Consider the following 26,194-nt stretch of genomic DNA (forward strand, 5'->3'; position numbering starts at 1 on the left):
GTTGAACACGCAGTTCCAGTTCCATTTGTCTGGAGGATGGTGTGAGCGACAAGGTGCGGAAATCCAGGAACGGGCGATGGGCCTTCCGCCTCGTGGGGCTGGGTCTGATCCTTTTGGGTTGCTTCATCCGGGCGTGGGATCCGTACCCGGTTCGAATGACACGCCTGATCTATTTCGACGTTTTGCAAAGATTATCCCCGCGGGAGTTCAATCCCGAACTCCCCGTGCGCGTCGTGGATATCGATGAGGTCTCGCTTGCCAGCTTTGGACAATGGCCCTGGCCCCGCACTTTGGTTGCGCAGTTGGTTCAAAATCTGGGTGACTACGGCGCCGCGACGATTGCGTTCGACATGCTGTTTGCTGAACCTGACCGGTATTCGCCGTCTCGCCTTCTGAATGATCCATCGCTGGCGGGCGTACTGACTGTGGAACGCCATGCCGAAAAGCTGGACAACGATGTCTTGCTTGGGATGGAAATGGCCTACTGGCCCGTGGTGCTGGGCGTGGCCGCGCGATTGTCGGCCAAAGGTGAGCCCATTGCGGCCAAGGCCGGAATCATTGAATTCGGGGAAAGCCCCGCCGAGGGGCTGATCTCGGTTCCGCATTGGACGCCGATCGCGCCACCATTGGATCGGGCGGCGGCGGGTGTCGGCGGGGTCAATGTCTCGCCCATCGGAGGAACCGGCATCGTAAGACGGGCGCCGGTTCTCTGGAACGGTCCGGACGGTCCGCTGCCAAGCCTTGCCGTCGAAGCCCTCAGGGTCGCCCTGGGTGAGACCAGCATTTTCGTGGAAGGCGCGCCTGACGAGGCTGGCATCATGCTGGCCGTCGAAATCGCCGGATACCGTTTACCGACAACCGAGAATGGCGAGCTTTGGCTGAAGTACCGGCGGGACAGCCCCGACCTTTACATTTCAGCCAGGGATGTCCTGGAAGGTACTGAAGACCCCGGGCTGCGATCCGAAATCGAAGGAAGAATTATCCTGATCGGAACCTCCGCTGCCGGTTTGTTCGATATTCACCAGACAGCACTTGGCGAAAGCGTCCCCGGTGTTTCTATTCATGCCCAGATGATCGAACAGATTCTGACCGGTGATATGCTCAGCCGGTCTGACGTGACCGCAGCACAGGAACTGCTTGCCTTTGCGTTTCTGGGGCTTGTGGTGATTGCCGTCATGTCCAGTTTTGGTGCCATCGCATCCTTCATCGCCGGTGGCATAGCCGCCGCAGCCGTTCTGGCCATCAGCTGGCTGGTTTTTCAGAACCAATCCATCCTGTTCGATGCCACTTTTCCCCTGATTGGAGGCATCGCAAATTTCGGTCTGCTGGCGGGGTATCTGTTTGTTTCGACCGAGCGCGAAAAGCGCCAGATTCGAAAAGTCTTTTCACACTACGTGGCCCCGGAAATCCTTGATGAAATGGAGAATTCGGGCCACCAGCTGCAATTGGGCGGAGAAAGTCAGGAAATCACCGTGATGTTTTCGGATATCCGGGGATTTACCGCTCTGTCCGAGTCCGCGTCGGCAACGGAACTTGTATCCTTGCTGAACGCGCTGTTTTCCAAGCTTGGAGATCAGATCCTGCATGAGCGTGGCACGATCGACAAGTTCATCGGTGACGCCATCATGGCCTTCTGGAACGCGCCTTTACCCGTCGCGGACCATCCATGCCGCGCAGGGCTTGCCGCACTCAGGATGCGGCGTGCTCTGGCACAGTTCAATGCATCCGAGATCATGCGGAACCGAAAGCCGATAGCGCTGGCAACCGGAATCGCCACGGGACAGGCCTGCGTCGGCAACATCGGATCGCAAAAACGGTTCAACTATACGGTTATCGGAGATGTCGTGAATGTTTCGGCACGGATCGAACAATGTTGTCGAACGGTCGAGTATGACATTGTCGTCTCTGACGCGGTGTATCAAGCCGGGCGCGATGACCTGGCGTTTTTGCAGGCAGGCCATGTTGACCTGAAAGGCAAAGCCAACCCAGAGCCCGTTTTTGTTCTGGTTGGAGATTCAGCTTTGCGAAAGACGGACGCGTTCCAGGAACTCGTTGCACGGCACGGTAAGTTGATCGCAGCATTGAGAACCCGAAAACCGCAGGGCGACATCCTGCGCATGTGTCAGCATTGCGAAGAACTTGCCGCAGATATCGAACCCGGATTGCGCCAGTTCTATCGCGCTTTGGCGGGTCGCGCGGCCGATTTCCGCGCAGTTTCATCATCCGGGCCTGTCATGTTCACCCGAAACACCAGAATAGCCGGTGGTGTTTAGGCGGCGCTGCATGGAAAACTCGGCTGACTACGGCCCCCAAAGCCCTGCGTCAGTCCGTGTCACGCGAGACGCGCACCCTGTGCGTCGAAGCGATAGACCCTGCCTGGGGAATATCCAAATCGGATGCTCTGACCGGCTTCAACCTGATGCTGCCCGAACAGGCGCGCGGTGATCTGGTGATCCTGCATCATGGCAATCACGTTGGTATCACCGCCCAAATGCTCGACATGGGTGACGTTTGCGACCACCGGACCGTCGTCAGACAAAAACAGGTCTTCCGGCCGGATACCCGTTGTAATGTCTGCGCTTTCGCCGATCATGCTGGCAGGAAAGAAATTCATCGAAGGCGCCCCAAGAAAACCGGCCACGAACTGGTTCGCGGGATTGTTGTAAAGCTCCATCGGGCTGCCGACCTGTTCCACACGCCCGTCGCGCAGAACGACGATTTTATCGGCAAGAGTCATTGCCTCGGTCTGGTCATGGGTCACGTAGATCATCGAAGCGTCAAGCTGCCGGTGCAGGTTCGCAATTTCCAACCGTGTATTCATACGCAGGGCCGCATCGAGATTGGACAGAGGCTCGTCGAACAGAAACAGCTTTGGTTCCCGGACGATGGCACGACCGATGGCGACGCGCTGGCGCTGACCACCGGACAGTTCGGAAGGATACCGGTCAAGGTAAGGTTCAAGGTTCAGCATCTTGCTTGCCCTTTCGACACGCTCGTCGATGATCTGCCTGCTCTGGCCCTCCTGTTTCAGCGCCAATGACATGTTCTTGCGCACGTTCAAGTGGGGATAGAGAGCGTAACTCTGGAACACCATCGCGATACCGCGTTTCGAAGGCGGGGTGAGATTCATGAGCTCTCCGCCGATGCGCACTTCGCCCGACGTCACATCCTCGAGCCCCGCGATGACACGCAGAAGGGTGGATTTGCCACAGCCCGAGGGGCCTACGAAGACAACGAATTCGCCCTCGTCAACGTCGATGTTGATATCCTTTAGGACCTCGACGGTGCCGAAGGATTTATTCACGTTTTGCAGCGTCAGGGCGGTCATGTGCGTGTCTCTTTCAGCGATATGGGTTGGCCGGTACGGATGCTTTCATCAGCGGCCAGACAGATGGCCAGCGATTGCACGGCATCGTTCATGTGGCGGGTCAGATCGATATCTTCGGCGATGGCGCGCAGCATATAGGCTTGCTCGGCATCGCAGAGTTGCTGATGGCCGGGCTCATCCGGCATTTCGATTGTCCGGTCGCCGTCAGGGCGGTGGACCAGAAGGCCGCCAACCTTGGTGTGGCCGTCGATATCCGCGGATGCGCCCTTGTTGCCATCCGTGATTGAAACCGATCCGTTGGGTGACACGATATCTTTCACGAAAAAGGCGGTCTCGGACATCATCGGGCCCCAGCCGGCCTCGTACCAGCCGACCGAGCCGTCTTGGAAAATCACTTGGAACTGGCCGTAGTTATACATGTCTTCGGCAATCTCATCGCTCAGGCGCAGGCCCATGCCATGCACGCGGACGGGATCGGAATCGGTGATCTGGCACATCACATCGACGTAATGCACGCCACAATCGACGATTGGGGACGTCGTCTGCATCAAGGCCTTGTGGGTTTCCCATTCGGCCCCGCTGCTTTGCTGGTTCAGGTTCAGACGGAAGACATACGGCCCGCCGAGATCACGCGCCTCCGAGATCAGTCGCATCCATGACGGGTGGTGCTGCAGAATATATCCGATAACCAGTTTCCGGCCGGTTTCCACTGCTTTTGCGACCACGCGTCTGGCGTCCGCAACCGTCGTGGCCAGTGGTTTTTCAACAAAGACATGCGCACCTGCTTCCATTGCGGCGCAGGCAAAATCTGCGTGGCTGTCGGAATAGGTTGCGACGACGACCAGATCGGGGTTTGTCTCGGCCAGTGCCGCCTGAAAATCCGAATAGGCCGGATAGCCTGACAGGTCGGGATGGTCTACATGACCTGTGCGGTTGACCAGCCCCACGATCCGTGCGTCGGGGTGGCGATGATGGGCCAAGGCATGGCTCAGGCCCATGTTGCCAAGACCAGCGATCAGAACTCGGGTCATTTGACAGCTCCTGAGGTGATACCGCGGATCAACTGGCGCGAGAAGATCATGTAGAGCACCAGAACCGGCAGGATCGCCATGCTGAGCGCGGACAGAACCGCGTTCCAGTCGGTGACGAACTGGCCGATGAAGACCTGGCTGCCCAACGTCAGGGTTTTGGTCTCTTCAGCGGGTGCCAGGATCAAGGGGAACCAGAGATCGTTCCAGATCGGGATCATGTTGAACACGGCGACGGTTGCCATGGCAGGCCGGACCAGAGGCAGCACCAACCGGAAAAAGATCGTGTATTCCGAAAGCCCATCGATGCGCCCTGCATTCTTCAGGTCATCACTGACCTGGCGCATGAACTCGGACAGGATGAACACCGCCAGCGGCAAACCCTGTGCCGTGTAGACGAAGATCAGGGCCCAGAGCGTGTTCACAAGCCCTGTGGCGACCATCATCTCCAGGATCGCCACGGTGCCGATGCGGATCGGAATCATGATCCCAAGCGCCAGATAGAGCCCCATCAACATGTTGCCCTTGAACCGGTATTCACTGAGGGCAAAGGCGGCCATGGCGCCGAACAGCAGGATAAAGGCCAGTGAAACCACGGTGACGATCAGCGAGTTCTGAAAGTAGAGAAAGAAATCCCCCTGCTTCATCACCGTCTGGTAGCCGATCAAGGAAAAGCTTTCGGCATCAGGCAAGGCAAGCGGCTCGCGAAAGATGGCCCGGCGCGTTTTGAAGCTGTTGATGATGATTACGAAAACCGGGAACAGCGCGATCAAGGTGTAAAGGATCAGCGCACCATGCATTGCGGCGGTGTTCAGTGGATTCGAGCGTGCCTTGTTCATTGCAGAGCCCTCACAGCTGATACCGGCGCATCCGGGTCTGGATGCCGAAAAGGTAAATGCAGACACCCACAAGGATGATGGCGAACATGGCGCCGGCAATGGCGGACCCCATATACGGATCACCCAGTTGCAGCTGGAAGCCAAAGAACGTGCGGTACATGAAAGTGCCCAGGATGTCGGTCGAAAAATCCGGCCCCGCCAGCGCGCCCTGAGAGACATAGATCAGGTCAAACGCGTTGAAATTGCCCACGAATGTGAGGATCGAGATGATCCCGATCGAGGGCAGGATCAGCGGCAGTTTTATTTTCCAGAAAGCCGAAGCTCCGGTGATCCCGTCGATCTCTCCGGCTTCAAGAATTTCTTCGGGGATCGACAGAAGGGCCGCATAAATCAGCATCATCGGGATGCCGACGAATTGCCAGACCGAGACAAGCGCCAGAGTTGTCAGCGCGTATTCTTCCTTGCCCAGCCAAGGCGCGAACAGGGATTTCAAGCCAACCGCGTCCAACATCGAGGGCGCAATCCCCCAAAGCGGAGACAGGATCAGTTTCCAGGCAAAACCCACGATCACGAAGCTCAGGATCGTCGGAATGAAAATGGCCGACCGGTAGAGTGCGGCAAAGCGCAGCCTCGGGTGTGACAGGATCGCGGCCAAAGCGATGCCGATGGGGTTCTGCACCAGCATGTGGATCAGGAAGAACCAGAAGTTGTTGCCCAGCGCATTCCAGAATTGCGCGGACCAGAGCGGATCAAGGAACAAGGTTCGGAAATTCTCCAACCCCACATACACACGCGCCTGATCGACTTCGGTAAACAGCGCAAGGCGGAGCGTGTTGAACAAGGGCAGGATCATCACCGCCGTGTAAACCAGCACCGCAGGTGCAAGAAAAACGGCGATGTGCCAGCGTATGCGGCGGGTCTGCATGGGGATCTCCGGGGAAAAGGTGCCGGACGCGACGGGCCGCGTCCGGTGAAGGTGGTTCAGGTCTTACTGATGCGGTGCGTACCAGCTGGCCAGCCCGTCTTGCAGTTTCTTGCCCAAAGCCTCGGGGCTTTCGGTGCCCTTGATGGCTGCAACGGATGCACCCCAGGTCTCGTTTTCGAGGTTGGGCGTGCCACGTGACAGGATCTGATAGGTCGAACGGATGGTGCTCTCGCACTCATCCCGCCATCCGACGATTTCCTTGGCAAGGGGATCTTCCAGTTCAACCGGAGTATTGGACAAAGGGAAGAAACCGGGAACCGCATTGCCGAAAATGCTGGCGAATTCCGGGCTTGCGACCCAGGCCAGGAACGTGCGGGCAGCCTCTTGGTTTTCACTGGCAGCGTTCAGACCGATGCCGATATCTGTATGGTCCGAGATATAGCAGGTGTCACCTGCATTTTGGACCGGCGGCTTGAAGGCGCCCATCTCAAAATCTGCCTGCGTGTTGAAACCTGCAATCTCCCAGCTGCCCGCCGGGTAAATTGCAGCGCGGCCCAAAGTGAACAGGTTCTGGCTGTCGGGATAGGTCTGCGCCTCATATCCGTCACCCAGATAATCGGCCCATTTCGCCAAAGTGGCAAAGGGCGCGACCCACTGAGGGTCGGTCAGTTTCTGCTCGCCCCGGATCAATGCCAGACGGCCTTCTTCACCTTTCCAGTAGTTCGGGCCGATATTGTTATAGCCCATCGTTGCGGCTTCCCACTGGTCATTGGTGCCCATTGCCATCGGAATATAGGTGCCGTCTTCCTTGATCTTGTCCAACACTTCAAAGAATTCTGCCTCGGTGGCCGGAACCTCCAGACCCAGTTCGTTGAACGCATCCTTGTTGTAGATGAAACCGTGGATCACCGATGCCATCGGAACACAAAAGCTGGCCGACCCATCGTCTGTCTGCCACGCCGATTTGGCTACGTCCGAGAAATTGTCCATCGCATCCAGATCGGACAGGTCGGTCAGATGACCCGCTTCGTACAGCGCCAGAGAAGCATCGAACGGGCGGCAGGTGATCAGATCACCGGCGGATCCGGCTTCCAGCTTCGAGTTCAGAACCGCGTTGTACTCCGCCGGGGCTGAAGGCGAGAAAACAACTTTGATACCTGGATTGGCCGCCTCGAATGCAGGGATGATCTTTTCCTGCCAGAGAGCGAGATCATCGTTGCGCCAGCTTTCGATCGTCAGCGTGGCGTCTTGCGCATAGGCGCTTGTGACCAGCGCCGTGCTCATCAGAGCCAGGCTCAGAACTTTGCGTTTCATTTGGTTTCTCCCAGGTTGCTATGTTCGTTATCTTCATTCAGCCGGTTCATCGCATGACGCAGACGGCCATTCGTTTCAGCCAGTCGCTTTTGTGCATTCTCTGCCGATGCGGCACCTGCGGCGACAAGTGCCGCGCACTTCAGGTTCCCATCCGCAGCCCTCAGGGCATCATCAGCACGTTCAGGTGATACGCCGGTAAGCTGGCACACGATTCCGTTGGCGCGTGCGCGCAGTTTGTCATTGTCCGCCCGCAGATTGATCATCATGCCGTCCTGAATATGCCCAAGCTCAATGGCCATCAGCGTCGACAACGTATTGAGGGCTATTTTCTGCGCAGTGCCGGCCCCCATCCGGGTTGAGCCAGAGATCAATTCCGGAGGGGTCGCAAGCAGAACGGCATGGTCCGCCAGTTGCAACAATTGCGAGCCCGCGTTGTTTGCAATCCCGATCACGGGCGTCCCCCTGTCGCGCGCCAGTTTTGCGGCGGCGACGGTATAAGGCGTGGTGCCGCTGGCCGAGACCGCGATGAGCGTATCATTGGCGACCATATCCGACAGCTCTTGCGCCAGCCCATCAACAGCGTCCTCTACATCCCCCGGCATGTCTGCCGTGGTCGGCATTCCACCCGCCATATGAATGCGGATCTGCCGCGACGGGATGGAAAAGGTTCCGCCAAGCTCCAGCGCGTCCGAGGCCGCCATGAGCCCGGAAGACCCCGCCGCAAGATATCGAAGCTTGCCACCCGACCGGATCGTCTGGGCCATGGCGATCGCCCCGCAACAAATCGGACCAAGCGCATCAAGCACTGCCGTCGCCGCAGACACCTGCGACCGCGCCAGCAGGCCGGCCACTTCGGCCAGCGGACGGGTATCAAGCCCATGCGCGTCCTGATGCAATTGTTCTGTCGCCGGCGTAATCAAGTGATTCTCCCCCAAGAACTCTCGATATCATACCTTTTAAATACCATTAGTCTACCATTTATTTTTTCCTATATTTTTGGCCAATATAGCGTGAAATTCGCCAATTTGGTCACAATTAGGACTTCAAAACACGCGAAAGGTATTATAAAGGTCTGTACATGGCAAAGTCATCAAAACCCATGTTCCTGGCCGCCGACGGGGGTGGAACGCGCTGCCGCGTCGCCGCTTTTGTTGATGGCAAAACACACAAGGTCGAAGTCGGCGCGGCAAACGTATCCACTGATTTCGAGGCCGCCTGCATCGAGCTGTGGCGCGGTCTGGAAGCTCTGGCCGTTCAGACGGGCCGTTCGCCCGAGGAGCTTGCGCAAGCACCCGCCTATCTGGGCTTGGCCGGGATAACAGGTGACGCGATTGCCCGGAAACTTGCGACGGCATTGCCATTTCGGCACGTCCGGATCGAAGATGATCGCGCAGCAGCTTTGCGTGGCGCATTGGGGGCGATGGACGGGTTTGTTGCACATTGCGGCACCGGTTCTTTTGTCGCCATGCAAAGGGGTGGCACGATGAAGTTTGCCGGCGGGTGGGGCCCTGTTCTGGGCGATCAGGCTTCCGCGCAATGGGTTGGCAAACGGGCGCTGGCCAAGACGCTGGAGCAAACGGACGGCACGACCGGCCCTTCGGCATTGGCGCAGGATCTGCTGTCTCGATTTGGCGATGCCGCAGGAATTGTACGGGCCGCCGCTGACATGACGCCATCGGACTTTGGCGCCCTCGCCCCGCTTGTGACCGAGCTTTCCAATCGCGGGGACGACTTGGCCGTATCCATCCTGCGGGACGGTGCGGGCTATCTGATCGACGTGATGAAGAAAATGGGCTGGAACGTTGGCCTGCCCGTTTGTCTGACCGGCGGAATTGGCCCTCTTTACGCGCCGCACCTGCCCACGGACATGCAATCTGCTCTGGTCGAGCCCGCAGGCGATCCACTGTCCGGCGCACTTGCATTGGCACAGGCGTATCTGGAGGAAATCGAACATGAACATAGCTGATTTCCTGCGGCCCGAAGGATGGTTGGGGCACAGCTCGGGCCCGCGCTATGTACAGCTCCGTCAACGCCTTGAACAAGGGATCAAGGACGGCATCCTGCCTCCCAACAGTTCGCTGCCCCCTGAAAGAGAAATCGCCGAGATCACCGACCTGTCCCGTGTGACCGTGCGCAAGGCCATTCATGAACTGGTGCGCAAAGGTGCAATCGAACAAAGACAGGGGTCTGGGTCTTTTGTTCGCGAACCCGTGGCGAAGGTTGAACAATCACTGTCCCATCTGACATCGTTCACCGAAGACATGGAGCGACGCGGGCTCAAGACGACCTCGACATGGCTGGAGCGCGGGATTTTCCTGCCATCCCCGGAAGAAATGATGGCATTGGGCTTGTCGGCAAATGAACAGGTCGCGCGTATCTACCGCCTGCGAGAGGCAGGAGGACGCCCGATGGCATTGGAAAAAGCGGCCCTTCCGCTCGATATCCTGCCGAACCCCACCGAAGTGACGGGGTCGCTTTACTCTGTTCTTGAACAATCTGGTCTGCGACCGGTGCGCGCGATCCAGAAAATCTCGGCCATCAACCTCGAACCGCCCGAAGCAGAGCTTTTGGATGTTGCGGAAGGTACGGCTGGGCTTCGGATTCAACGCACCTCATATCTGCAAAGCGGGCGGGTCGCTGAATTGACCCGCTCGATCTACCGCGGTGACGCCTATGACTTTGTGGCCGAGCTGCGCCTGTCAAATTGAAAGCCTGGGAAAATGCCTGACACAACCACTCAGATGCGGCGCGAGATCGATGAGATTCCCGACGCCGTAGACCGCCTTCTGACCGAAGGTGCAGATTTGATCGCGCAAACCGCCACCGAGATCCGGGCCCGCGACCCGCGGTTCCTGATCTCGGTGGCGCGCGGATCCTCGGATCATGCGTGCAGTTTTCTGAAATACGCCTCGGAACTGCTGCTTGGTTTGCCGATGGCTTCGGTCGGACCGTCGGTGAAATCCATCTACGGGGTCGACATGCGGTGCGAGGATGCAATCTGCATCTCAGTCTCACAATCCGGTCAGAGCCCGGATATCGTGCAGCTCACGCAGTCGCTCACATCCGGCGGGGCTTACTCGGTCGCGATCACAAACAACCCTGCCTCTGCCCTGGCCGAGGCGGCTGCGGCAACACTGCCCATTCATGCGGGCCCCGAACTGAGCGTGGCGGCGACAAAGACGTTCGTGACGTCTCTGGTCGCCGGGCTGTGGCTGATTGCGCAGGTGAAGCGCGATGATCACCTGTTGCGCGCAATCCATGGGCTGCCGGACAGTTTGTCGACCGCAATCGCCTGCGACTGGAGCGCCGTGGCAGACGCGGTGGACGGTCGGTCTTTGTTTACCTTGGGCCGGGGCCTGTCTTTGGCAATCTCCAACGAAGCCGCGTTGAAATTCAAGGAAACCTGCCAGATCCACGCAGAAAGCTATTCGGCGGCCGAGGTTCTGCACGGCCCGGTTTCCATCGTGGATCAGGGCTTTCCCGTGCTTGCCCTGTCGTCCGGGGATGCCGCAGAGGACAATCTGGCCGAAGTTGCGGACGCACTGGCGTCCAAAGGCGCTGTTGTTTTCGCCACAACCGGCCGCGTGAAACACGCCACAGAACTGCTCCATGTCCGGACGTCGCATTGGATGACGGACCCGATACCGACAATCGCTGCGTTCTATGGAATGGTGGAGAAGGTGGCCACACAACGCGGGATCGACCCGGACACACCACGCCATCTGAAAAAAGTGACGGAAACGGTATGACCAGCTCTACTGTTACTTTTGCGGGTGGCCCGATCTTCGATGGCACTGAATTGCGTGAAGGATACGCCGCACGGTTCAGAAACGGTGTGCTGGATGCGTTGCTACCTGCGGCCCAGATCGCGCAGGACGACCAGATCGAGGATCTGCATGGCGACATCCTCAGCCCCGGCTATGCGGACTTGCAGGTGAACGGCGGCGGGGGCGTGATGTTCAACGACGATCCATCGGTTCACACGCTGACCCAAATCGCCAGCGCTCATCGCGCGCTGGGTGCCACTCGCATCCTGCCAACCCTGATCACGGACACGGCCGAGAAAACCCGGGCCGCGATTGATGCCGCCATCAAGGCCGTTCAGACGGGTGTTCCCGGCATTGCGGGCCTGCATCTGGAAGGTCCGCACCTGTCTGTGCGACGCAAGGGTGCACATGATGCCGCCCTGATCCGCCCGATGCAGCAAACCGATCTGGAGATTCTGATCGACGCTGCAAAACACCTGCCTGCATTGATGGTCACGCTGGCGCCCGAAAGCACAACTCTGCAACAGGTTGAAGCATTGAAGCGCGCGGGGGTCATCGTTTCTCTGGGGCATACGGACGCGCCTTTTGAAACCTGCCTGGCGTTTTCAAGGGCCGGGGCGCAGTGCGCAACGCATCTGTTCAATGCAATGAGCCAGCTTGGCAGCCGTGAACCGGGACTGGTCGGCGCGGCGCTATCCTGCGGATCGCTATCGGCGGGCTTGATCGCGGATGGCATCCACGTTCATCCCGATACGATGCGGATTGCCTGGGCCGCCAAGCGCGGACCAGGGCGGATTTTCCTTGTCAGCGATGCGATGGCGGTCGCCGGAACGTCACTGACCGAGCTTCAGTTGGAGGGACGCCGCATCCGGCGGGAAAACGGCAGGCTGACTTTGGAGGATGGCACTCTGGCCGGGGCAGACTTGTGCCTGACAAAAGCGGTGCGGGTTCTGACGGAACAAGCCGAGCTCCCCGTTCAGGATGCACTCGCCGCAGCAACAAGCGTTCCGCTTGGGATGATTTCCGGTAAAAGCACAGGAATGAAACCTGACCTGTCGCTGATGATACGGATTTCCCCGGATCTGTCCGGGGTCAGACCGGTGCAACCCTGACCCAATCATCGTTGATCCGACCGACTGCGCAGCGCGCGCGATGCCAATGCTGCATGCGTTTGTTGGCGGCCGAATTCTGATTTTTCAAATCTTCACGAATAGAGCTGTCAACTTTTTGCGGGTGGTCCGCCCCGATCCTTCGGCGCATATTTCAGGCATATGACATTTTTCAGGAGCATGCATGACCGCCAAGTATTATTCTCCACACGGTGGGCACCCTAGTCAGGAGCAATTGCTGACTGACCGCGCCGTATTTACTGACGCTTATGCAGTGATCCCAAAGGGAACGATGCGGGATATCGTGACCAGTTTTCTGCCGTTTTGGGACGACGCCCGCTTATGGGTGATATCCCGCCCGCTCAGCGGCTTTGCTGAAACCTTTTCGCAATACATCATGGAGGTTCAGCCCGGCGGTGGCTCTGACCGGCCAGAGACCGATCCCGAAGCCGAAGGCGTTTTGTTCGTGGTCGAAGGTACAGCGACCTTGACGGCCGACGGCGCGACTTACGAGCTGACACCCGGCGGCTATGCCTACCTGCCCGCTGAATGCAACTGGACTTTACGAAACCGAGGCGGTGAGACCCTGCGCTTCCATTGGATTCGAAAGGCTTATGAAGCGGTGGAAGGGCTTGACCGCCCGGACGTTCTGGTTCTCAACGAAAATGAGATCACGCCAACGCCGATGCCCGGAACCGACGGCAAATGGGCCACGACGCGCTTTGTGGATCCAAGTGACCTGCGGCACGATATGCACGTGACCGTGGTGACTTTCGAGCCCGGCGCCGTCATTCCTTTCCTTGAAACACATGTGATGGAACATGGTCTGTATGTTCTTGAGGGAAAGGCCGTCTACAGGCTGAACAATGACTGGGTAGAGGTCGAGGCCGGCGATTACATGTGGTTGCGCGCGTTCTGCCCGCAGGCCTGCTATGCAGGCGGGCCAGGTAAATTCCGTTACCTGCTGTACAAAGACGTGAACCGTCATATGGCATTGCGGCCGGGGCCAGCGGCTTATCCGCAGCACCGGCGCCTCAGGACAGCGGCGCAGAAATAGTCCCGCCGATGGCCAGAGTTAACTGACGCGCCGCCTCGATGACGGGGCGGCTTAGGCGCGCGATTTCGGCTTCGCTGACGCGGCTTGTCGGTCCGGATACCGAAATCCCGGCTACAGCCTCTCGGTTGATATCGAAAACAGGCGCAGCGATACATCGCATACCCGCGTTTTTTTCTTCGTTGTCTATCGAGAAGCCCTGTGCCCTGACCATGGCAAGATCTTCTTTCAGCGCGTCCGGGCTGGTAATCGACCGATCCGTGAAGGCCTGCAGTTCCGTCTTGGCCAACAGCCGGTCCAGCCGATCTTCATCCATATATGCCAACAAAGCTTTCCCGATGCCCGATGCGTGCATCGGAGACAGCGTGCCCGGAGGGAAAAACGCCCGGATGCTGGCATGGGTTTCCACCTGGCTCAGGAACAGCACCATTCCTTCTTTTTCGACCCCAAGGTTTGCGGTCTCGCCGGTGGCCTCCATCAGCTTTCGCATCACAGGTCGGGCCCGGTCCACAAGGCTGGTGCGACGCAGGAAGCGCGAACCGATTACGAACGCACGAGGACCGATGTGCCAGACCTGCTCGTCATGATCGAACTCGACAAGTCCCCTGCCCTCTAGTGTAACGAGAATTCGGTAAACCGTGGCGGGCGACTGGCCCATTTCGTCGGACAGCGCGGTTAACGCCTTGCCCTGCGCTTCACTCAAATACTCAAAAACTTCCATCGCACGGTCCAGAGATTTGATCGTGTTTTGCGCTGTCTTGTCGTCCCACCCCCGTGGTCTTCCACGGGCTTTTCTGCGGACTTCGCGAGTATTGTCTTGAGAATCCATAAAAACCCTTTGATCATTCGTGAAAGACTAATTCATGATATGAAAAATATAACACACTGACAATTATAAATTAAATTCAAAACGTGGTGTTTTGAAAGTCTTTTTCAAAAATATATCGGGCAGAGCGGCTAGAACTTATTGTGTGGTCAACGACGGAAGGAGACCACCCATGAGCTTTCAAAATCCCGTTTTCATTCCGGGCCCGACCAACATCCCGGAAAGCCTGCGCAAGGCCTGCGATATGCCTACGATCGACCACCGTTCGCCACTGTTCGGGCAAATCCTACATCCAGCGCGCGCGGGTGTTCAGAAAGTCCTGAAAAGCAACAGCGCCGAAGTCTTCATCTTCCCGTCGACCGGAACAGGAGGCTGGGAGACCGCGCTGACCAACACCCTGTCGGCCGGTGACAAGGTTCTGGCGGCGCGCAACGGCATGTTCAGCCATCGCTGGATCGATATGTGCCAGCGCCACGGTCTGAACGTCGAGATCGTCGAAACCCCTTGGGGCGAAGGTCTGCCAGCCGATCGTTACGAAGAGATCCTGACCGCCGACACAAGCCACGAAATCAAGGCTGTTCTTGCCACGCACAACGAAACGGCGACCGGTGTGAAATCGGATATTGCCGCTGTACGCAAGGCTCTGAATGCTGCCGGGCACCCCGCAATGCTGTTCGTCGATGGTGTTTCATCGATCGGATCCATGGATTTCCGTTTTGACGAATGGGGCGTTGATGTGGCCGTCACGGGCTCGCAGAAAGGATTCATGTTGCCTGCGGGCCTTGCCATCGTCGGGTTCAGCCAGCGGGCAATGGACGCGACCAGCACAGGGACCCTGCCCCGCACCTTCTTTGACGTGCACGACATGGCGAAAGGCTATGCCAACAGCGCATACCCCTACACACCTGCGGTTGGCTTGATGAATGGCCTCAATCAGGCCTGTGACATGCTGCTGGGTGAAGGTTTGGAAAACGTCTTTGCCCGGCATCACCGTATTGCCGAAGGCGTACGTGCCGCCGTGGGCGCCTGGGGGCTGGACCTGTGCGCGGCGGACCCATCGGTATACTCTGACACCGTCAGCGCGATCCGCACGCCAAACGGTCTCAACGCCACCGATATTGTCACGCACGCGGCCGAAAAATACGGCGTTGCCTTCGGTGTCGGCCTTGGCGAAGTCGCGGGCAAGGTATTCCGCATCGGGCATCTGGGAAGCCTGACGGATGTCATGGCCCTGTCCGGGATTGCCACTGCTGAAATGTGCATGGTCGACCTGGGCCTGAACATCCAGTTGGGCTCGGGCGTGGCGGCTGCGCAGGAATACTATCGCGGTCATTCGGGCGCCGTTCAAAAGGACGCCGCATGATGAAGGACTGCAACATGTATATCCCGACCTACGAGGACATGCTGGCGGCACATGATCGGATTGAACCTTTCATCCGCCGCACACAGGTACGTACTTCGGACTTTCTGAACGAGCTGAGCGGTGCACAGCTGTTCTTCAAATGTGAAAACTTTCAGGAACCGGGCGCCTTCAAGGTTCGCGGCGCTGCAAACGCCGTGTTTGGCCTTGATGACGAACAGGCCAGGAAAGGCGTCGCAACCCATTCTTCCGGCAACCACGCATCGTGCCTGTCCTATGCGGCAATGAAGCGCGGCATACCGTGCAACGTCGTCATGCCGCGCACAGCGCCACAGGCCAAAAAAGACACGGTGCGGCGCTATGGTGGGAAGATCACGGAATGTGAGCCCTCTACCTCGTCGCGCGAAGCAACCTTTGCCGAGGTTCAGGCCGCCACGGGCGGGGATTTCGTCCACCCCTACAACGATCCGCGGGTGATTGCCGGGCAAGGCACCTGTTCGCGCGAGTTCATCGAACAGACCGATGGACTAGACGCAGTTGTCGCACCTATCGGCGGGGGCGGCATGGTGTCCGGCACCTGTCTGACCCTGTCGACGCTCGCCCCGGAAACCGCGATCATCGCGGCGGAACCGGAACAGGCCGACGATGCCTATCGCAGCTTCAAGGCCGGCCACATCATCGCGGATGACGCACCCAAGACGATTGCCGACGGGCTGCTGGTTCCACTGAAAGAGCTGACCTGGCATTTCGTGTCGAACCATGTCTCTGAAATCTACACGGCCTCAGAGCAAGAGATCATCGATGCGATGAAGCTGACGTGGAAACACCTTCGGATCGTGATGGAGCCATCTTCGGCCGTCCCGCTGGCCACGATCCTGAAGAACCCGAACGCATTCAAAGGCAAGCGTGTCGGCCTGATCATAACCGGGGGCAATGTCGATCTGGACAGGCTGCCCTGGCTGAACGCGTGACATCAATCCCGACATAGGAATACGGAAATGAAAGATACGACCAATCTCGACGAATTCGAAGTAGGCTTTGACATTCCGGCCAAGCCCGGAATGGATGAAGCAGATATCCAGACCCCCTCTCTTGTGCTGGATCTCGAAGCGCTTGAGCGCAACATCAAGAAGATGGGCGACTATGCCAAGGCGCACGGCATGCGCCACCGCGTGCATGGAAAAATGCACAAATCGGTAGACGTGGCCAAGTTGCAGGAGAAGATCGGAGGCGCCGTTGGCGTCTGCTGCCAGAAAGTTTCAGAGGCCGAAGTGTTCGTGCGCGGCGGCATCAAGGACGTTCTGGTGTCGAACCAGGTACGCGACCCCGCCAAGATCGACCGTCTTGCCAGCCTGCCAAAGCTGGGCAGCCGCATCATCGTCTGTGTCGATGATCTGGACAATGTCGCGGATCTTTCTGGCGCGGCAGTGGATCACGGAACACAGTTGGAGGTCTTCGTCGAAATCGACTGCGGCGCTGGCCGGTGCGGTGTGACGACAACACCCGACGTGATCGAAATCGCCAAAGCGGTCGAAGCAGCCGAGAACCTGAAATTCACCGGAATTCAGGCCTATCAGGGCGCAATGCAGCATCTCGACAGCTATGAGGCGCGCAAGGAAAAGCTCGACACCGCAATTGCGATGGTAAAGGACGCGGTTGAAGGCCTCAAAGCCGAAGGCATCGAATGCGAATTGGTTTCGGGCGGCGGCACCGGCTCATACTACTTCGAATCCAACTCGGGCGTGTACAACGAACTGCAATGCGGGTCCTACGCCTTCATGGACGCGGATTACGGCCGGATCCTGGACAAGGACGGCAACCGGATCGATCAGGGCGAGTGGGAAAACGCATTCTTCATCCTGACTAGCGTCATGAGCCACGCCAAGACGGACAAGGCGATCGTCGATGCGGGCCTCAAGGCGCAATCAGTGGACAGCGGTCTGCCCGTTATCTTCGGCCGAGATGATGTGGAGTACATCAAATGTTCGGACGAACACGGCGTCGTCATGGACCCGAACGGCGTGCTGAAGGTCAACGACAAGCTCAGGCTGGTTCCGGGGCACTGCGACCCAACCGCAAATGTACATGATTGGTATGTCGGCGTTCGCAACGGCAAGGTCGAGACCGTCTGGCCCGTATCCGCCCGCGGACGCGCTTATTGATCCGAATTTGCCGTGTTTGGGAGGGCTGGCTCGGAAGCAGCCAGACAGCCGCCCGCGTGTATGCTCTCCTTCCGGCGGTGGCACGCGGGCGCACGAATGTTTGATTGGAGAATGAAATGCTGATCGTACCCGAGCGTGAGATCGCTGACCTTATGACCCGACAAGCGGCTTTTGACGCGGTCGAACAGGTCTTTGCCGCAATGGCGTCCGGCGACGCCTACAACTTCCCTGTCGTGCGTGAAGCCATCGGGCACGAAGATGCACTGTACGGCTTCAAAGGGGGGTTTGACCGCGCCGGCCTGACGTTGGGACTGAAGGCGGGCGGCTATTGGCCGAACAATCTGGAAAAACGCGGGCTGATCAACCACCAGTCCACCGTTTTTCTTTTCGACCCCGACACGGGCAAGCCATCTGCGATGGTCGGCGGCAACCTTCTGACGGCCCTTCGAACGGCGGCAGCATCATCGGTATCGATCAAGCATCTCGCACGTAGCGACGCCAAGGTCATAGGCATGATAGGTGCTGGCCACCAGGCAGCCTTTCAGCTTCGCGCGGCACTGGAGCAGCGCGCCTTTGAAAAGGTCATAGGCTGGAACTATCACCCCGAAATGCTGCCGAATATCGAGAAGGTCGCCAATGAAGCCGGTGTTCCGTTCCAGGCGGTAGAGCTTGACGAAATGACTGAGGCGGATGTGATCATTTCGATCACTTCGGCATTTGCGCCCTCGCTGATGGCGAACCATGTCAGCGCCGGAGCTCATATCGCCTGCATGGGCACGGACACAAAAGGAAAACAGGAAGTCGAAGCCGCCCTTCTGGCCAGGGCAAGCGTGTTCACGGACGAAGTCGCGCAATCCGTCAGCATCGGCGAAGCGCAGCACGCGGTGGCCGAAGGCCTGATCCAAGAAAGCGATGTGGCGCAGCTTGGCGCGGTCATCAACGGCACCGATCCGGGCCGGATATCGGACAATCAGATCACGCTGTTCGATGGCACGGGGGTGGGCCTGCAAGATCTTGCGGTCGCCGCGTCCGTGGTTGACCTCGCCGTTCGGAAAGGGGTCGCGATCGAGGTCGATTTCTGAAGCCAGACGGCGACACCTTTTTGGGCATTGTCTCAGCGGTCCTTTTTGGCGGAGAGCTTTTGACAGCAGATCCCTATTAAATGGTGACCAAAAAATGAAAGGCGGCGCGCCTAGGCGCGCCGCCTCATGTTTTCTCCAGGACGATCAGTGTATCAGGTCGAACGCATCAGACGTGGTCGTCTTGCTCGATGGACCCAAGACCATGACCGGCCATGCCGCCCGATACCTCTTCCGTCGCTTCGTCGGAAAGTTCTTCGGGAAGCACCAGATTCAATACAATAGCGATGACGGCGGCGGGCAGGATTCCTGATGTCGCCAGAACCTTCAATGTGCCGGGCAAGTATTGCAACGCGTTGGGTTCCAGCTGCAAACCCAGCCCAAGACTCAAGGCGATTGCAAAAATCACCATGTTGCGCCGGTTCCAGTTCACGTCCGACAGCATCGAAACCCCTGCGGCAACAACCATGCCGAACATCACTATCACGCCACCGCCAAGAACCTCGATCGGAATGGACGAGATTATCGCCCCGATCTTGGGAATAAGCCCGCAAACGATCAGGAAAAGCGCGCCGATGGTCACGACCATGCGGCTCATGACTCCGGTCATGGCAATCAACCCGACATTCTGGCTGAACGACGTGTTGGGCAGCGCACCAAACAGGCCAGAAATCGCAGTACCAAGACCATCGGCATAGGTCGCGCCCTGTATTTCCTTGTCGGTGGCTTCTCGGCCAGCGCCCCCTTTGGTGATACCGGATACGTCCCCAACGGTTTCAACGGCAGAAACAAAGGACATTGCACAGAAACCGATGATGGCCGCGACCGAAAATTCAAGGCCAAAATGCAAGGGGTTCGGCAGAGCAAAGGATGCCGCGTTGCCGACGTTGCCCAGATTCACCTGGCCAAGCAGGAAGGCCACGGCGTATCCGACCAGCAGTCCGATCAGAACCGCCGACACCGACAACATGCCCCGGGCAAAGAATTTCAGGCCAAGCGTGACCACGATTACGGTTCCGGCCATGAACCAGTTCAGACCCGAGCCATATTCCTCGGTGCCTATGGCGGGCACACCGCCGGCGGCATATTGAATGCCGACTTTGACAAGGGCCAGGCCGATCATGGTCACCACAAGGCCCGTAACCAGCGGCGGGAGAGCAAAGCGAATGCGCCCTATGAACAACCCGAGGCAGGCGTGAAACAAGCCACCGACAACGATACCGCCCATCAGAACGGCAATGGCGTCGACGCCCTTTCCAACCACCAGCGGGATCATGATCGGGATGAAGGCAAACGAAGTCCCCTGCACGATGGGCAACCGGGCACCAACAGGACCCACACCAATGGACTGAAACAACGTGGCGACGCCCGCGAAGAACATCGACATCTGGATCATGTAGATCATCTGCGGGAAATCGGGGCTGTTCGAGCCAAAGCCGAAACCGGCCGCGCCGCAAACGATAATGGCTGGCGTGACGTTGGACACGAACATCGCCAGCACATGCTGAATTCCAAGCGGCACCGCCTTCAACAGCGGCGGAGTATAATTCGGATCGCGGAGTTGTTCCGGCGTTCCGATGGATGCATCTGACATTTGGTCTTTCCTCCCTTGAGGTTCGCAGCCGGCTCCTCTTCCGGCAACGCGCCTCATTCTGTGACTTCAAAAGCCTCCTCGAACCAATGCTCTTCGAGGTTGGGCCCGGCTCCAATTCGGTCGACCACCGCAAAAAGCCCGGGCGCATGAAGCGGGGTCAGAACGCCATGCCAGGTGTTGCGATGGTAATTCACACCCTGTCCGGGCGCTGTTTTGAAGGCGATGGGCCGCCCGGGTGTTCCGTTTTCATCCGGGGCCACAACCACGACAAATGGCTTGTCCGACAAAGGCAAAAAGGCTTGGCTGCCATCCGGATGGCGTTCAACCATTTCCAACTTGATCGGCAGGCTGAAGGCTTCGGACTGAAACACGCTGATACCCGCGCGCCCATCGTGGAAATCCAACACGGCCCGGTCGTGATAGCGGGCGCATTTACCCTGATTAATAAGCTTATCCACCTGGCCAGCCGCTTCGATGACATCGCCGAAAGGTGCAAATGCCTCTGACGTCAAGGGGCGGAGTTTCAAGGCAGCCGTCATTGCGCGAACTTCTCGATCAGGCGCAATTCGGCAATGCGCTCGACCTGATGGCAGGCTTCGGCAAATTCGCTGTCGCGGTCATTGTCGATGCGACGGCGAAAGGCTTCCAGAATGCTGGCCTTGGTGTTGTCTTTGACGGCAATGATGAAAGGAAAGCCGAACTTGGTCGTGTAGGCTTCGTTCAACGCCGTGAATGTGGCGCGTTCTTCATCGGTCAGCATGTCCAGTCCCGCACCGGCCTGTTCCGCAGTGCTTTCTTTGGTCAGGCGGCCGGCGGCGGCCAGTTTGCCCGCCAGGTCCGGGTGGGCTGTCAGAACGCCAAGGCGCAGCTCGGGCAAGGCGGAACGGAACACACGCGCCAGCGCGTTGTGGACACCAGCGGCATTGTCATGCGTCGGGCCCAGTTCCAGTTCATACGCACCTTCGGCAATCCACGGGCTATGCTCGAACACGCCGCCGAATTCCAACACGAAGGTTGGTCGATCCATTTCGGACGGGGTCAGCCGTTGCACCGGTGGGTGTTCCCTGGCCCAGTGGTCGGCAATCTGCTCGCGCGTTGCGAACCAGACACCGTCGTGGTTTCTGAAATAATCAAGTGCGCGTTTCAGCGCCATGGCGCGACCCGGGCGACCGATCAGACGGCAGTGCAACCCAATCGAGAGCATCTTGGGCGCGCCCGCCTCACCCTCGGCATAGAGCATGTCAAAGCTGTCTTTCAGATAGCTGTCGAATTGTTCCCCATTGGTGAACCCAGCCTGGATTGCAAAGCGCATATCGTTGCAGTCCAGTGTATAGGGCATTATCAGTTGATCCTTGCCCCCTGCCTTGATCCAATATGGCAGATCGTCGGCGTAGCTGTCGGCGATATAGGCAAAGTCGCCTTCCCTGGCGGCCAGTTCGACCGTATTCATCGAACAGCGGCCCGTATACCAACCACGGGGCGGCTGACCTGTAACCTCTGTGTGCAGGCGGATTGCTTCGCGGATCTGGGAACGTTCTTCTTCTGCGCCCATGTCCTTGTGTTCAATCCACTTCAAACCGTGGCTGGCGATCTCCCACCCGGCATGCTTCATCGCCGCAACTTGAGCAGGTGCACGCGCCAAAGCGGTTGCAACGCCGTAGACGGTAACAGGCAGATCCTGCAAAAGGCGATGCACGCGCCAGAACCCCGCGCGGCTGCCGTATTCATAGATCGATTCCATGTTCCAGTGCCGTTGCCCCGGCCAAGGGGCGGCTCCGGTGATCTCGGACAGAAACGCTTCGGATGCGGCATCGCCGTGCAGAACGTTGTTTTCACCGCCCTCTTCGTAATTCAGCACGATCTGAATGGCGATTTTGGCGTCGTTCGGCCAGTTTGCTTTGGGAACTTGCCCACCGTAACCGGTCATGTCTCGTGGATAAGGCTTCACATCGGTTTCCTTCTTCTTGAATTGATCAATACCCCAGATAATCAAAGATGTTTTTCAAAAAATGCAGAAAGCAGCTTCCCACAGACTGCCTTTGCTCCTGGATGCGAAATCAGACTAGTAACTGTATAACTTGAGGAGTAGCGCAAATGACCGGTTACCTTACAACACATGTTCTGGATACGGCCCGGGGGTGCCCCGCCGAAGGATTGAAAATCGAACTGTTCCGCATTGAAGGTGCAGACCGCCAGTTGCTGAAAACTCTGGTCACCAATGACGACGGCAGGACCGACGAACAAATTCTGCCCGAAGCAGAGTTTTCAACAGGTGAATACGAACTTGTCTTCCATGCCGGGGATTACCTTGATGCCTGCGGCACACCACCTGAAAACCCGCGCTTTCTGAACGTCATCCCGATCCGGTTTGGAATGTCCGAACATTCGCATTACCACGTGCCTCTGCTGCTTTCGCCCTTCGGGTACTCGACCTATCGCGGCAGCTGAGCAACCTACCGGGCCGTATTTGCCGCCGCAATCGACGACCCGATGCGTTCGATTATGAACTCCATGAAAAGCCGCGTTTTGGGGTCCTGCATACGGCGGTGCGTAAACAGACATGCCATCTGAATCGGTTCTGGCGGCGTCTTTTCCGCCACCGGAACCAGTGTCCCGGCCTTGAGATGTTGAGCGATCTCAAAAATCGGCTTCAACGCGATACCATGTCCGCCAAGGGCCCAGTCTGTCAGCACGTCGCCATCGTCTGACTCGTAGCGCCCGGAAACCCGGAACCGTTTTGGCCCCGTATCGGTCCTCAAGAGCCATTGAAACTCGGTCGCGCCCGGGAACCGCAAATTGAGACATTCGTGCTCATCAGCGATCAACGCGTCCCCGCTTTCGGGCATCCCGCGCTTTTTGATGTATTTCGGGGATGCACAAAGCACTCTTTCGACATCCGCGATCTTGCGAATACGCAGGTTGCTGTCCTCTGGCTGACCAAGAAAAAATGCCAGGTCCAGACCTTCGGTTGTCAGATCAACCTTTCGGTCGGTAAGCCTTAACCGAACGTTCACCTCGGGGTACTCGGCAAGAAACTTCGGGACCTGCGGCGCAATCAACCGACGCCCGACCCCCAAAGGCGCCGCGACATAGAGTGACCCTTTCAGGTTTTCGGTAAGATTGACGATCTGGGCTTCGGCACTTTCGACTGCTTCTAGGATCTCTGCCGCGCCACGATAGAAAGATTTTCCCTGCTCGGTGGGCGTCAGGCTGCGTGTCGTGCGTTGGAACAAACGCACGCCAAGATGCTCTTCCAATTGCGATATACGCGCCGACGTGACGGCTGGCGAAACCCTCAGATCACGGCCCGCGGCGGACATGCTGCCCAATTCATAGACCCGGACAAAGGTTCTGATGTTATCAAGGTAGGACATTTTTTTGCATTTTTTGATACTGCTTGGTCTTTACCAGCAATACCAGAACAAAACGCACTCGCATAGAGTAACCGGAAGCAAAGAATCTTAGGAGCAAAGCCATGTATGACTTGGCCGTGATGTGGGAGTGGATCGCTTTTTCCGTCCGCTGGCTGCATGTGATCACCGCGATGGCGTGGATTGGGGCGTCATTCTACTTTATCGCGCTGGACCTCATGCTAAAGCCGAACCCAGCCCTGCCGGACGGGGCCTACGGCGAAGAATGGGAAGTACATGGCGGCGGCTTCTACCACACCGTCAAATACCTGGTTGCGCCCTCGCGCATGCCCGAGCACCTGACCTGGCACAAATGGCAGAGTTACACGACCTGGCTGTCAGGTGCGGCGTTGCTCATGATCATATACTGGGTTGGTGGAGAGCTGTTCCTGCTTGATCCGACCAAAGTGGACCTGGCGCTGTGGCAGGGGATTCTGATTTCCGGCGGATCGCTGACCATTGGTTGGCTTCTCTACGACCAGATGTGCAAATCGAAGCTGAGCGATCACCCCACCGTTCTGATGCTGCTGTTGTTCGTGATCCTGGTGATCATGTCCTGGGGTTACAACCAGATCTTCACCGGTCGTGCCGCGCTTTTGCATCTTGGCGCCTTCACTGCGACGATCATGACGGCCAACGTGTTCTTTCAGATCATGCCAAACCAACGGATCGTGGTCGAAGACCTCAAGGCCGGTCGGACACCTGATGCCAAATACGGCAAGATCGCCAAGGTACGATCCACGCATAACAACTATCTGACTTTGCCGGTCGTGTTCCTGATGTTGTCGAACCACTATCCGCTTGCTTTCGGCACCGAGTATTCCTGGATCATCGCCAGCCTGATCTTTCTGACGGGCGTCACCATCCGTCACTATTTCAACACGATGCACGCAACCGGGAAAGGCCCGCACTGGACCTGGGGCGTGACGGTTCTGCTAATGGTCGTGATCGCCTGGCTGTCTTCGGTGAGAAACACCGAAACATGGGAAGACGCCGAAGCGCGCGAGCTGACACCATACGAGCAGAAATATGCGTCCGCCGCGGGCTTCGAAGATGCCTATGACACGGTCTTGGGCAATTGCTCGATGTGCCACGCCCGCGAGCCGGTGTACGGCACCATGAAATGGGCCCCGAAAAAGGTTTATCTTGAGACACCCGGAGATGTCGCCCAACATGCTGACCAGATCTATCTGCAAGCCGGGATCAGCCACGCAATGCCGCCGCCAACGGCAGTGCAAATGGATGACGAGGCACGCCAAACCATCATCGCATGGGTGCGTGAAGCCAGAAACCAATAGTCGCCTGCGCGCGAAACCATGACAGCGAACCGGGCCGTGATGCCCGGTTTTTCCTTATGCGAAAAAGCGTTTGCTATGCTGCGCGATATGTTCGACGAACAGGCGCACCTTGGGATCTTGCAGCTTTTTGTGCGGATAAAGACACCCGAAAATCGTTGGCAAGGGGGGCGTCTCGGGCAGGACCTCGACCAGCCGCCCATCCTCGAGAAACTCCCGCACGTCAAAGCGCGGCTTGTTGACGATCCCACGACCGGCCAAGGCCCAGTCGGTCAGAACATCACCATCATCCGCGTCGTATTTGCCGCCAACTTCAAGCTTTCGCGGCCCCATGTCAGTGCGAAGAGTCCAATAGTATTCCGGAGACCTTGGATAACGCAGCAACAGGCAGTTATGGGGCATGTGCAACAAATCATCCGGTGTTTTGGGTGTCCCAAACCGCGACAGGTAATCGGGCGAAGCGCACAGAACACGATCACAATCCGCGAACTTCCGCAGTTTCATGGTTGAATCGCCGGGTTCACCAATGAAAAAGGCGATATCCAGACCGTCGGCCAGAATGTCCACCTTGCGATCGGACAGACGCATGCGAATCTCTGTTTCCGGGTAGCGGTCAGAAAATTCCGGCACCAGAGGCGCAACGATTCTGCGCCCGACACCCAAAGGCGCGGTGATGCGGATCGCCCCCCGAGGCGCGTCGGAAAAGCTGGCGACACGCGCTTCGGCGTGATCAAGCGCCAGCAGGACCGCCTTGGCTTCATCGTAGAAAACCGTCCCCACTTCGGTTGGTGTCATCGACCGGGTGGTTCGGTTGAACAGCCGCACACCCAGATGGTTTTCAAGCTCTTTCAACCGTTTGCTGGCCACCGCCGGGGTCAGCCGAAGATCACGCCCGCCAGAGGTGATGCTGCCCAGCTCCATCACTCGGACAAAAACACGCAGACTTTCGATGTAAGACATTGGATCCTCCCAGCAGCGAAAGAATGCGGTATAGCCCTATCTTTTTCAACGATCTGTTGAAAGTATTTGCCGTTTGCAGCGATTTTCCACCTCAATCTTTGCTCCTATGGTTCCACTGACCACCCTCCGGAAGGCAGGGGCAGA

24 protein-coding genes are annotated in these 26,194 nt (G+C 57.9%); 12 read left to right on the plus strand and 12 right to left on the minus strand.

What is annotated here, in order from left to right; all coding sequences use genetic code 11:
• Nucleotides 1–41: 41 nt before the first annotated feature.
• A complete protein-coding gene (locus ACR0A2_RS14995) occupies nt 42–2,273 on the plus strand; it encodes a CHASE2 domain-containing protein (protein ID WP_480835821.1) in 2,232 nt (743 codons plus the stop codon).
• 59 nt (nt 2,274–2,332) lie between these two features.
• Here ACR0A2_RS14995 and ACR0A2_RS15000 read toward each other — a convergent pair whose 3' ends face one another.
• From ACR0A2_RS15000 to ACR0A2_RS15025, 6 genes are all read right to left on the minus strand, one after another.
• Nucleotides 2,333–3,328, minus strand: a complete 996-nt coding sequence (locus ACR0A2_RS15000; RefSeq protein ID WP_480446959.1) for an ABC transporter ATP-binding protein — start codon at nt 3,326–3,328, stop codon at nt 2,333–2,335.
• Complete coding sequence (locus tag ACR0A2_RS15005; protein WP_480835822.1) at nt 3,325–4,359, minus strand: Gfo/Idh/MocA family protein; 1,035 nt, start codon at nt 4,357–4,359, stop codon at nt 3,325–3,327. Before ACR0A2_RS15005 ends, ACR0A2_RS15000 begins: the two co-directional genes overlap by 4 nt.
• Nucleotides 4,356–5,195, minus strand: a complete 840-nt coding sequence (locus tag ACR0A2_RS15010; protein ID WP_480835824.1) for a carbohydrate ABC transporter permease — start codon at nt 5,193–5,195, stop codon at nt 4,356–4,358. Before ACR0A2_RS15010 ends, ACR0A2_RS15005 begins: the two co-directional genes overlap by 4 nt.
• Before the next feature lie 10 nt (nt 5,196–5,205).
• Nucleotides 5,206–6,120, minus strand: coding sequence for a carbohydrate ABC transporter permease (locus ACR0A2_RS15015; protein WP_171169949.1), 915 nt, complete (start codon nt 6,118–6,120; stop codon nt 5,206–5,208).
• A 63-nt stretch (nt 6,121–6,183) separates the two neighbouring features.
• Nucleotides 6,184–7,434, minus strand: a complete 1,251-nt coding sequence (locus ACR0A2_RS15020) for an ABC transporter substrate-binding protein (RefSeq protein WP_480835825.1) — start codon at nt 7,432–7,434, stop codon at nt 6,184–6,186.
• Entirely contained in the window at nt 7,431–8,354 is a 924-nt protein-coding gene (locus tag ACR0A2_RS15025; protein WP_480835827.1) for an N-acetylmuramic acid 6-phosphate etherase, read from the minus strand. Before ACR0A2_RS15025 ends, ACR0A2_RS15020 begins: the two co-directional genes overlap by 4 nt.
• Nucleotides 8,355–8,512: 158 nt before the next feature.
• Between ACR0A2_RS15025 and ACR0A2_RS15030 the strand changes: the two genes are divergently transcribed.
• From ACR0A2_RS15030 to ACR0A2_RS15050, 5 genes are all read left to right on the plus strand, one after another.
• Nucleotides 8,513–9,400, plus strand: coding sequence for a glucosamine kinase nucleotide-binding domain-containing protein (locus ACR0A2_RS15030; RefSeq protein ID WP_480835828.1), 888 nt, complete (start codon nt 8,513–8,515; stop codon nt 9,398–9,400).
• Complete coding sequence (locus tag ACR0A2_RS15035) at nt 9,387–10,142, plus strand: GntR family transcriptional regulator (RefSeq protein ID WP_171169957.1); 756 nt, start codon at nt 9,387–9,389, stop codon at nt 10,140–10,142. The genes ACR0A2_RS15030 and ACR0A2_RS15035 overlap by 14 nt, the downstream gene beginning before the upstream one ends.
• A 12-nt stretch (nt 10,143–10,154) precedes the next feature.
• Nucleotides 10,155–11,183: an SIS domain-containing protein gene (locus ACR0A2_RS15040; RefSeq protein ID WP_480835830.1), complete on the plus strand. Its 1,029-nt coding sequence runs from the start codon at nt 10,155–10,157 to the stop codon at nt 11,181–11,183.
• Nucleotides 11,180–12,313 carry an N-acetylglucosamine-6-phosphate deacetylase gene (nagA, locus tag ACR0A2_RS15045; RefSeq protein ID WP_480835831.1) on the plus strand — a complete coding sequence of 378 codons (1,134 nt, stop codon included), beginning with the start codon at nt 11,180–11,182 and terminating at the stop codon, nt 12,311–12,313. Before ACR0A2_RS15040 ends, nagA begins: the two co-directional genes overlap by 4 nt.
• A 181-nt stretch (nt 12,314–12,494) precedes the next feature.
• Complete coding sequence (locus ACR0A2_RS15050) at nt 12,495–13,367, plus strand: bifunctional allantoicase/(S)-ureidoglycine aminohydrolase (protein WP_480835833.1); 873 nt, start codon at nt 12,495–12,497, stop codon at nt 13,365–13,367.
• Here ACR0A2_RS15050 and bhcR read toward each other — a convergent pair.
• Nucleotides 13,345–14,193, minus strand: coding sequence for an HTH-type transcriptional regulator BhcR (gene bhcR / locus ACR0A2_RS15055; RefSeq protein WP_480835835.1), 849 nt, complete (start codon nt 14,191–14,193; stop codon nt 13,345–13,347). The genes ACR0A2_RS15050 and bhcR overlap by 23 nt on opposite strands.
• Nucleotides 14,194–14,362: 169 nt before the next feature.
• Between bhcR and bhcA the strand changes: the two genes are divergently transcribed.
• The 4 genes from bhcA (at nt 14,363) to bhcD (ending at nt 18,794) form a co-directional block, all read left to right on the plus strand.
• Nucleotides 14,363–15,553: an L-aspartate--glyoxylate aminotransferase BhcA gene (bhcA, locus tag ACR0A2_RS15060; protein ID WP_171205826.1), complete on the plus strand. Its 1,191-nt coding sequence runs from the start codon at nt 14,363–14,365 to the stop codon at nt 15,551–15,553.
• On the plus strand, nt 15,553–16,521 hold the full coding sequence (bhcB, locus tag ACR0A2_RS15065; protein WP_480835837.1) for a beta-hydroxyaspartate dehydratase BhcB: 969 nt from the start codon (nt 15,553–15,555) through the stop codon (nt 16,519–16,521). The genes bhcA and bhcB overlap by 1 nt, the downstream gene beginning before the upstream one ends.
• Before the next feature lie 27 nt (nt 16,522–16,548).
• Complete coding sequence (gene bhcC, locus ACR0A2_RS15070) at nt 16,549–17,712, plus strand: 3-hydroxy-D-aspartate aldolase BhcC (protein WP_480835839.1); 1,164 nt, start codon at nt 16,549–16,551, stop codon at nt 17,710–17,712.
• 116 nt (nt 17,713–17,828) lie between these two features.
• Nucleotides 17,829–18,794, plus strand: coding sequence for an iminosuccinate reductase BhcD (bhcD, locus tag ACR0A2_RS15075; protein ID WP_480835840.1), 966 nt, complete (start codon nt 17,829–17,831; stop codon nt 18,792–18,794).
• 166 nt (nt 18,795–18,960) lie between these two features.
• Here bhcD and ACR0A2_RS15080 read toward each other — a convergent pair whose 3' ends face one another.
• The 3 genes from ACR0A2_RS15080 to puuE are packed head-to-tail and all read right to left on the minus strand — an operon-like array spanning nt 18,961 to nt 22,333.
• Entirely contained in the window at nt 18,961–20,385 is a 1,425-nt protein-coding gene (locus tag ACR0A2_RS15080; RefSeq protein WP_480835842.1) for a uracil-xanthine permease family protein, read from the minus strand.
• Nucleotides 20,386–20,438: 53 nt separating this feature from the next.
• Nucleotides 20,439–20,924: an ureidoglycolate lyase gene (locus tag ACR0A2_RS15085; RefSeq protein WP_480835844.1), complete on the minus strand. Its 486-nt coding sequence runs from the start codon at nt 20,922–20,924 to the stop codon at nt 20,439–20,441.
• Nucleotides 20,921–22,333 carry an allantoinase PuuE gene (gene puuE, locus ACR0A2_RS15090; protein WP_480835948.1) on the minus strand — a complete coding sequence of 471 codons (1,413 nt, stop codon included), beginning with the start codon at nt 22,331–22,333 and terminating at the stop codon, nt 20,921–20,923. Before puuE ends, ACR0A2_RS15085 begins: the two co-directional genes overlap by 4 nt.
• A gap of 146 nt (nt 22,334–22,479) precedes the next feature.
• On the opposite strand from puuE, the gene uraH reads away from it, so the two are divergent.
• The gene (gene uraH, locus ACR0A2_RS15095; protein ID WP_480446942.1) at nt 22,480–22,833 is read left to right on the plus strand and encodes a hydroxyisourate hydrolase; all 354 of its coding nucleotides are present in this window, start codon (nt 22,480–22,482) and stop codon (nt 22,831–22,833) included.
• A gap of 5 nt (nt 22,834–22,838) precedes the next feature.
• Here the strand turns inward: uraH and ACR0A2_RS15100 are convergent, their stop codons facing one another.
• A complete protein-coding gene (locus ACR0A2_RS15100; RefSeq protein WP_152460538.1) occupies nt 22,839–23,759 on the minus strand; it encodes a LysR family transcriptional regulator in 921 nt (306 codons plus the stop codon).
• A 101-nt stretch (nt 23,760–23,860) separates the two neighbouring features.
• Here ACR0A2_RS15100 and ACR0A2_RS15105 point away from each other — a divergent pair, with 101 nt between their 5' ends.
• Nucleotides 23,861–25,093, plus strand: coding sequence for a urate hydroxylase PuuD (locus ACR0A2_RS15105; protein ID WP_480835845.1), 1,233 nt, complete (start codon nt 23,861–23,863; stop codon nt 25,091–25,093).
• A gap of 54 nt (nt 25,094–25,147) precedes the next feature.
• Here ACR0A2_RS15105 and ACR0A2_RS15110 read toward each other — a convergent pair whose 3' ends face one another.
• Nucleotides 25,148–26,050 carry a LysR family transcriptional regulator gene (locus ACR0A2_RS15110; protein ID WP_152460540.1) on the minus strand — a complete coding sequence of 301 codons (903 nt, stop codon included), beginning with the start codon at nt 26,048–26,050 and terminating at the stop codon, nt 25,148–25,150.
• Nucleotides 26,051–26,194 lie beyond the last annotated feature (144 nt).

This window comes from Ruegeria sp. H8, assembly GCF_056532905.1.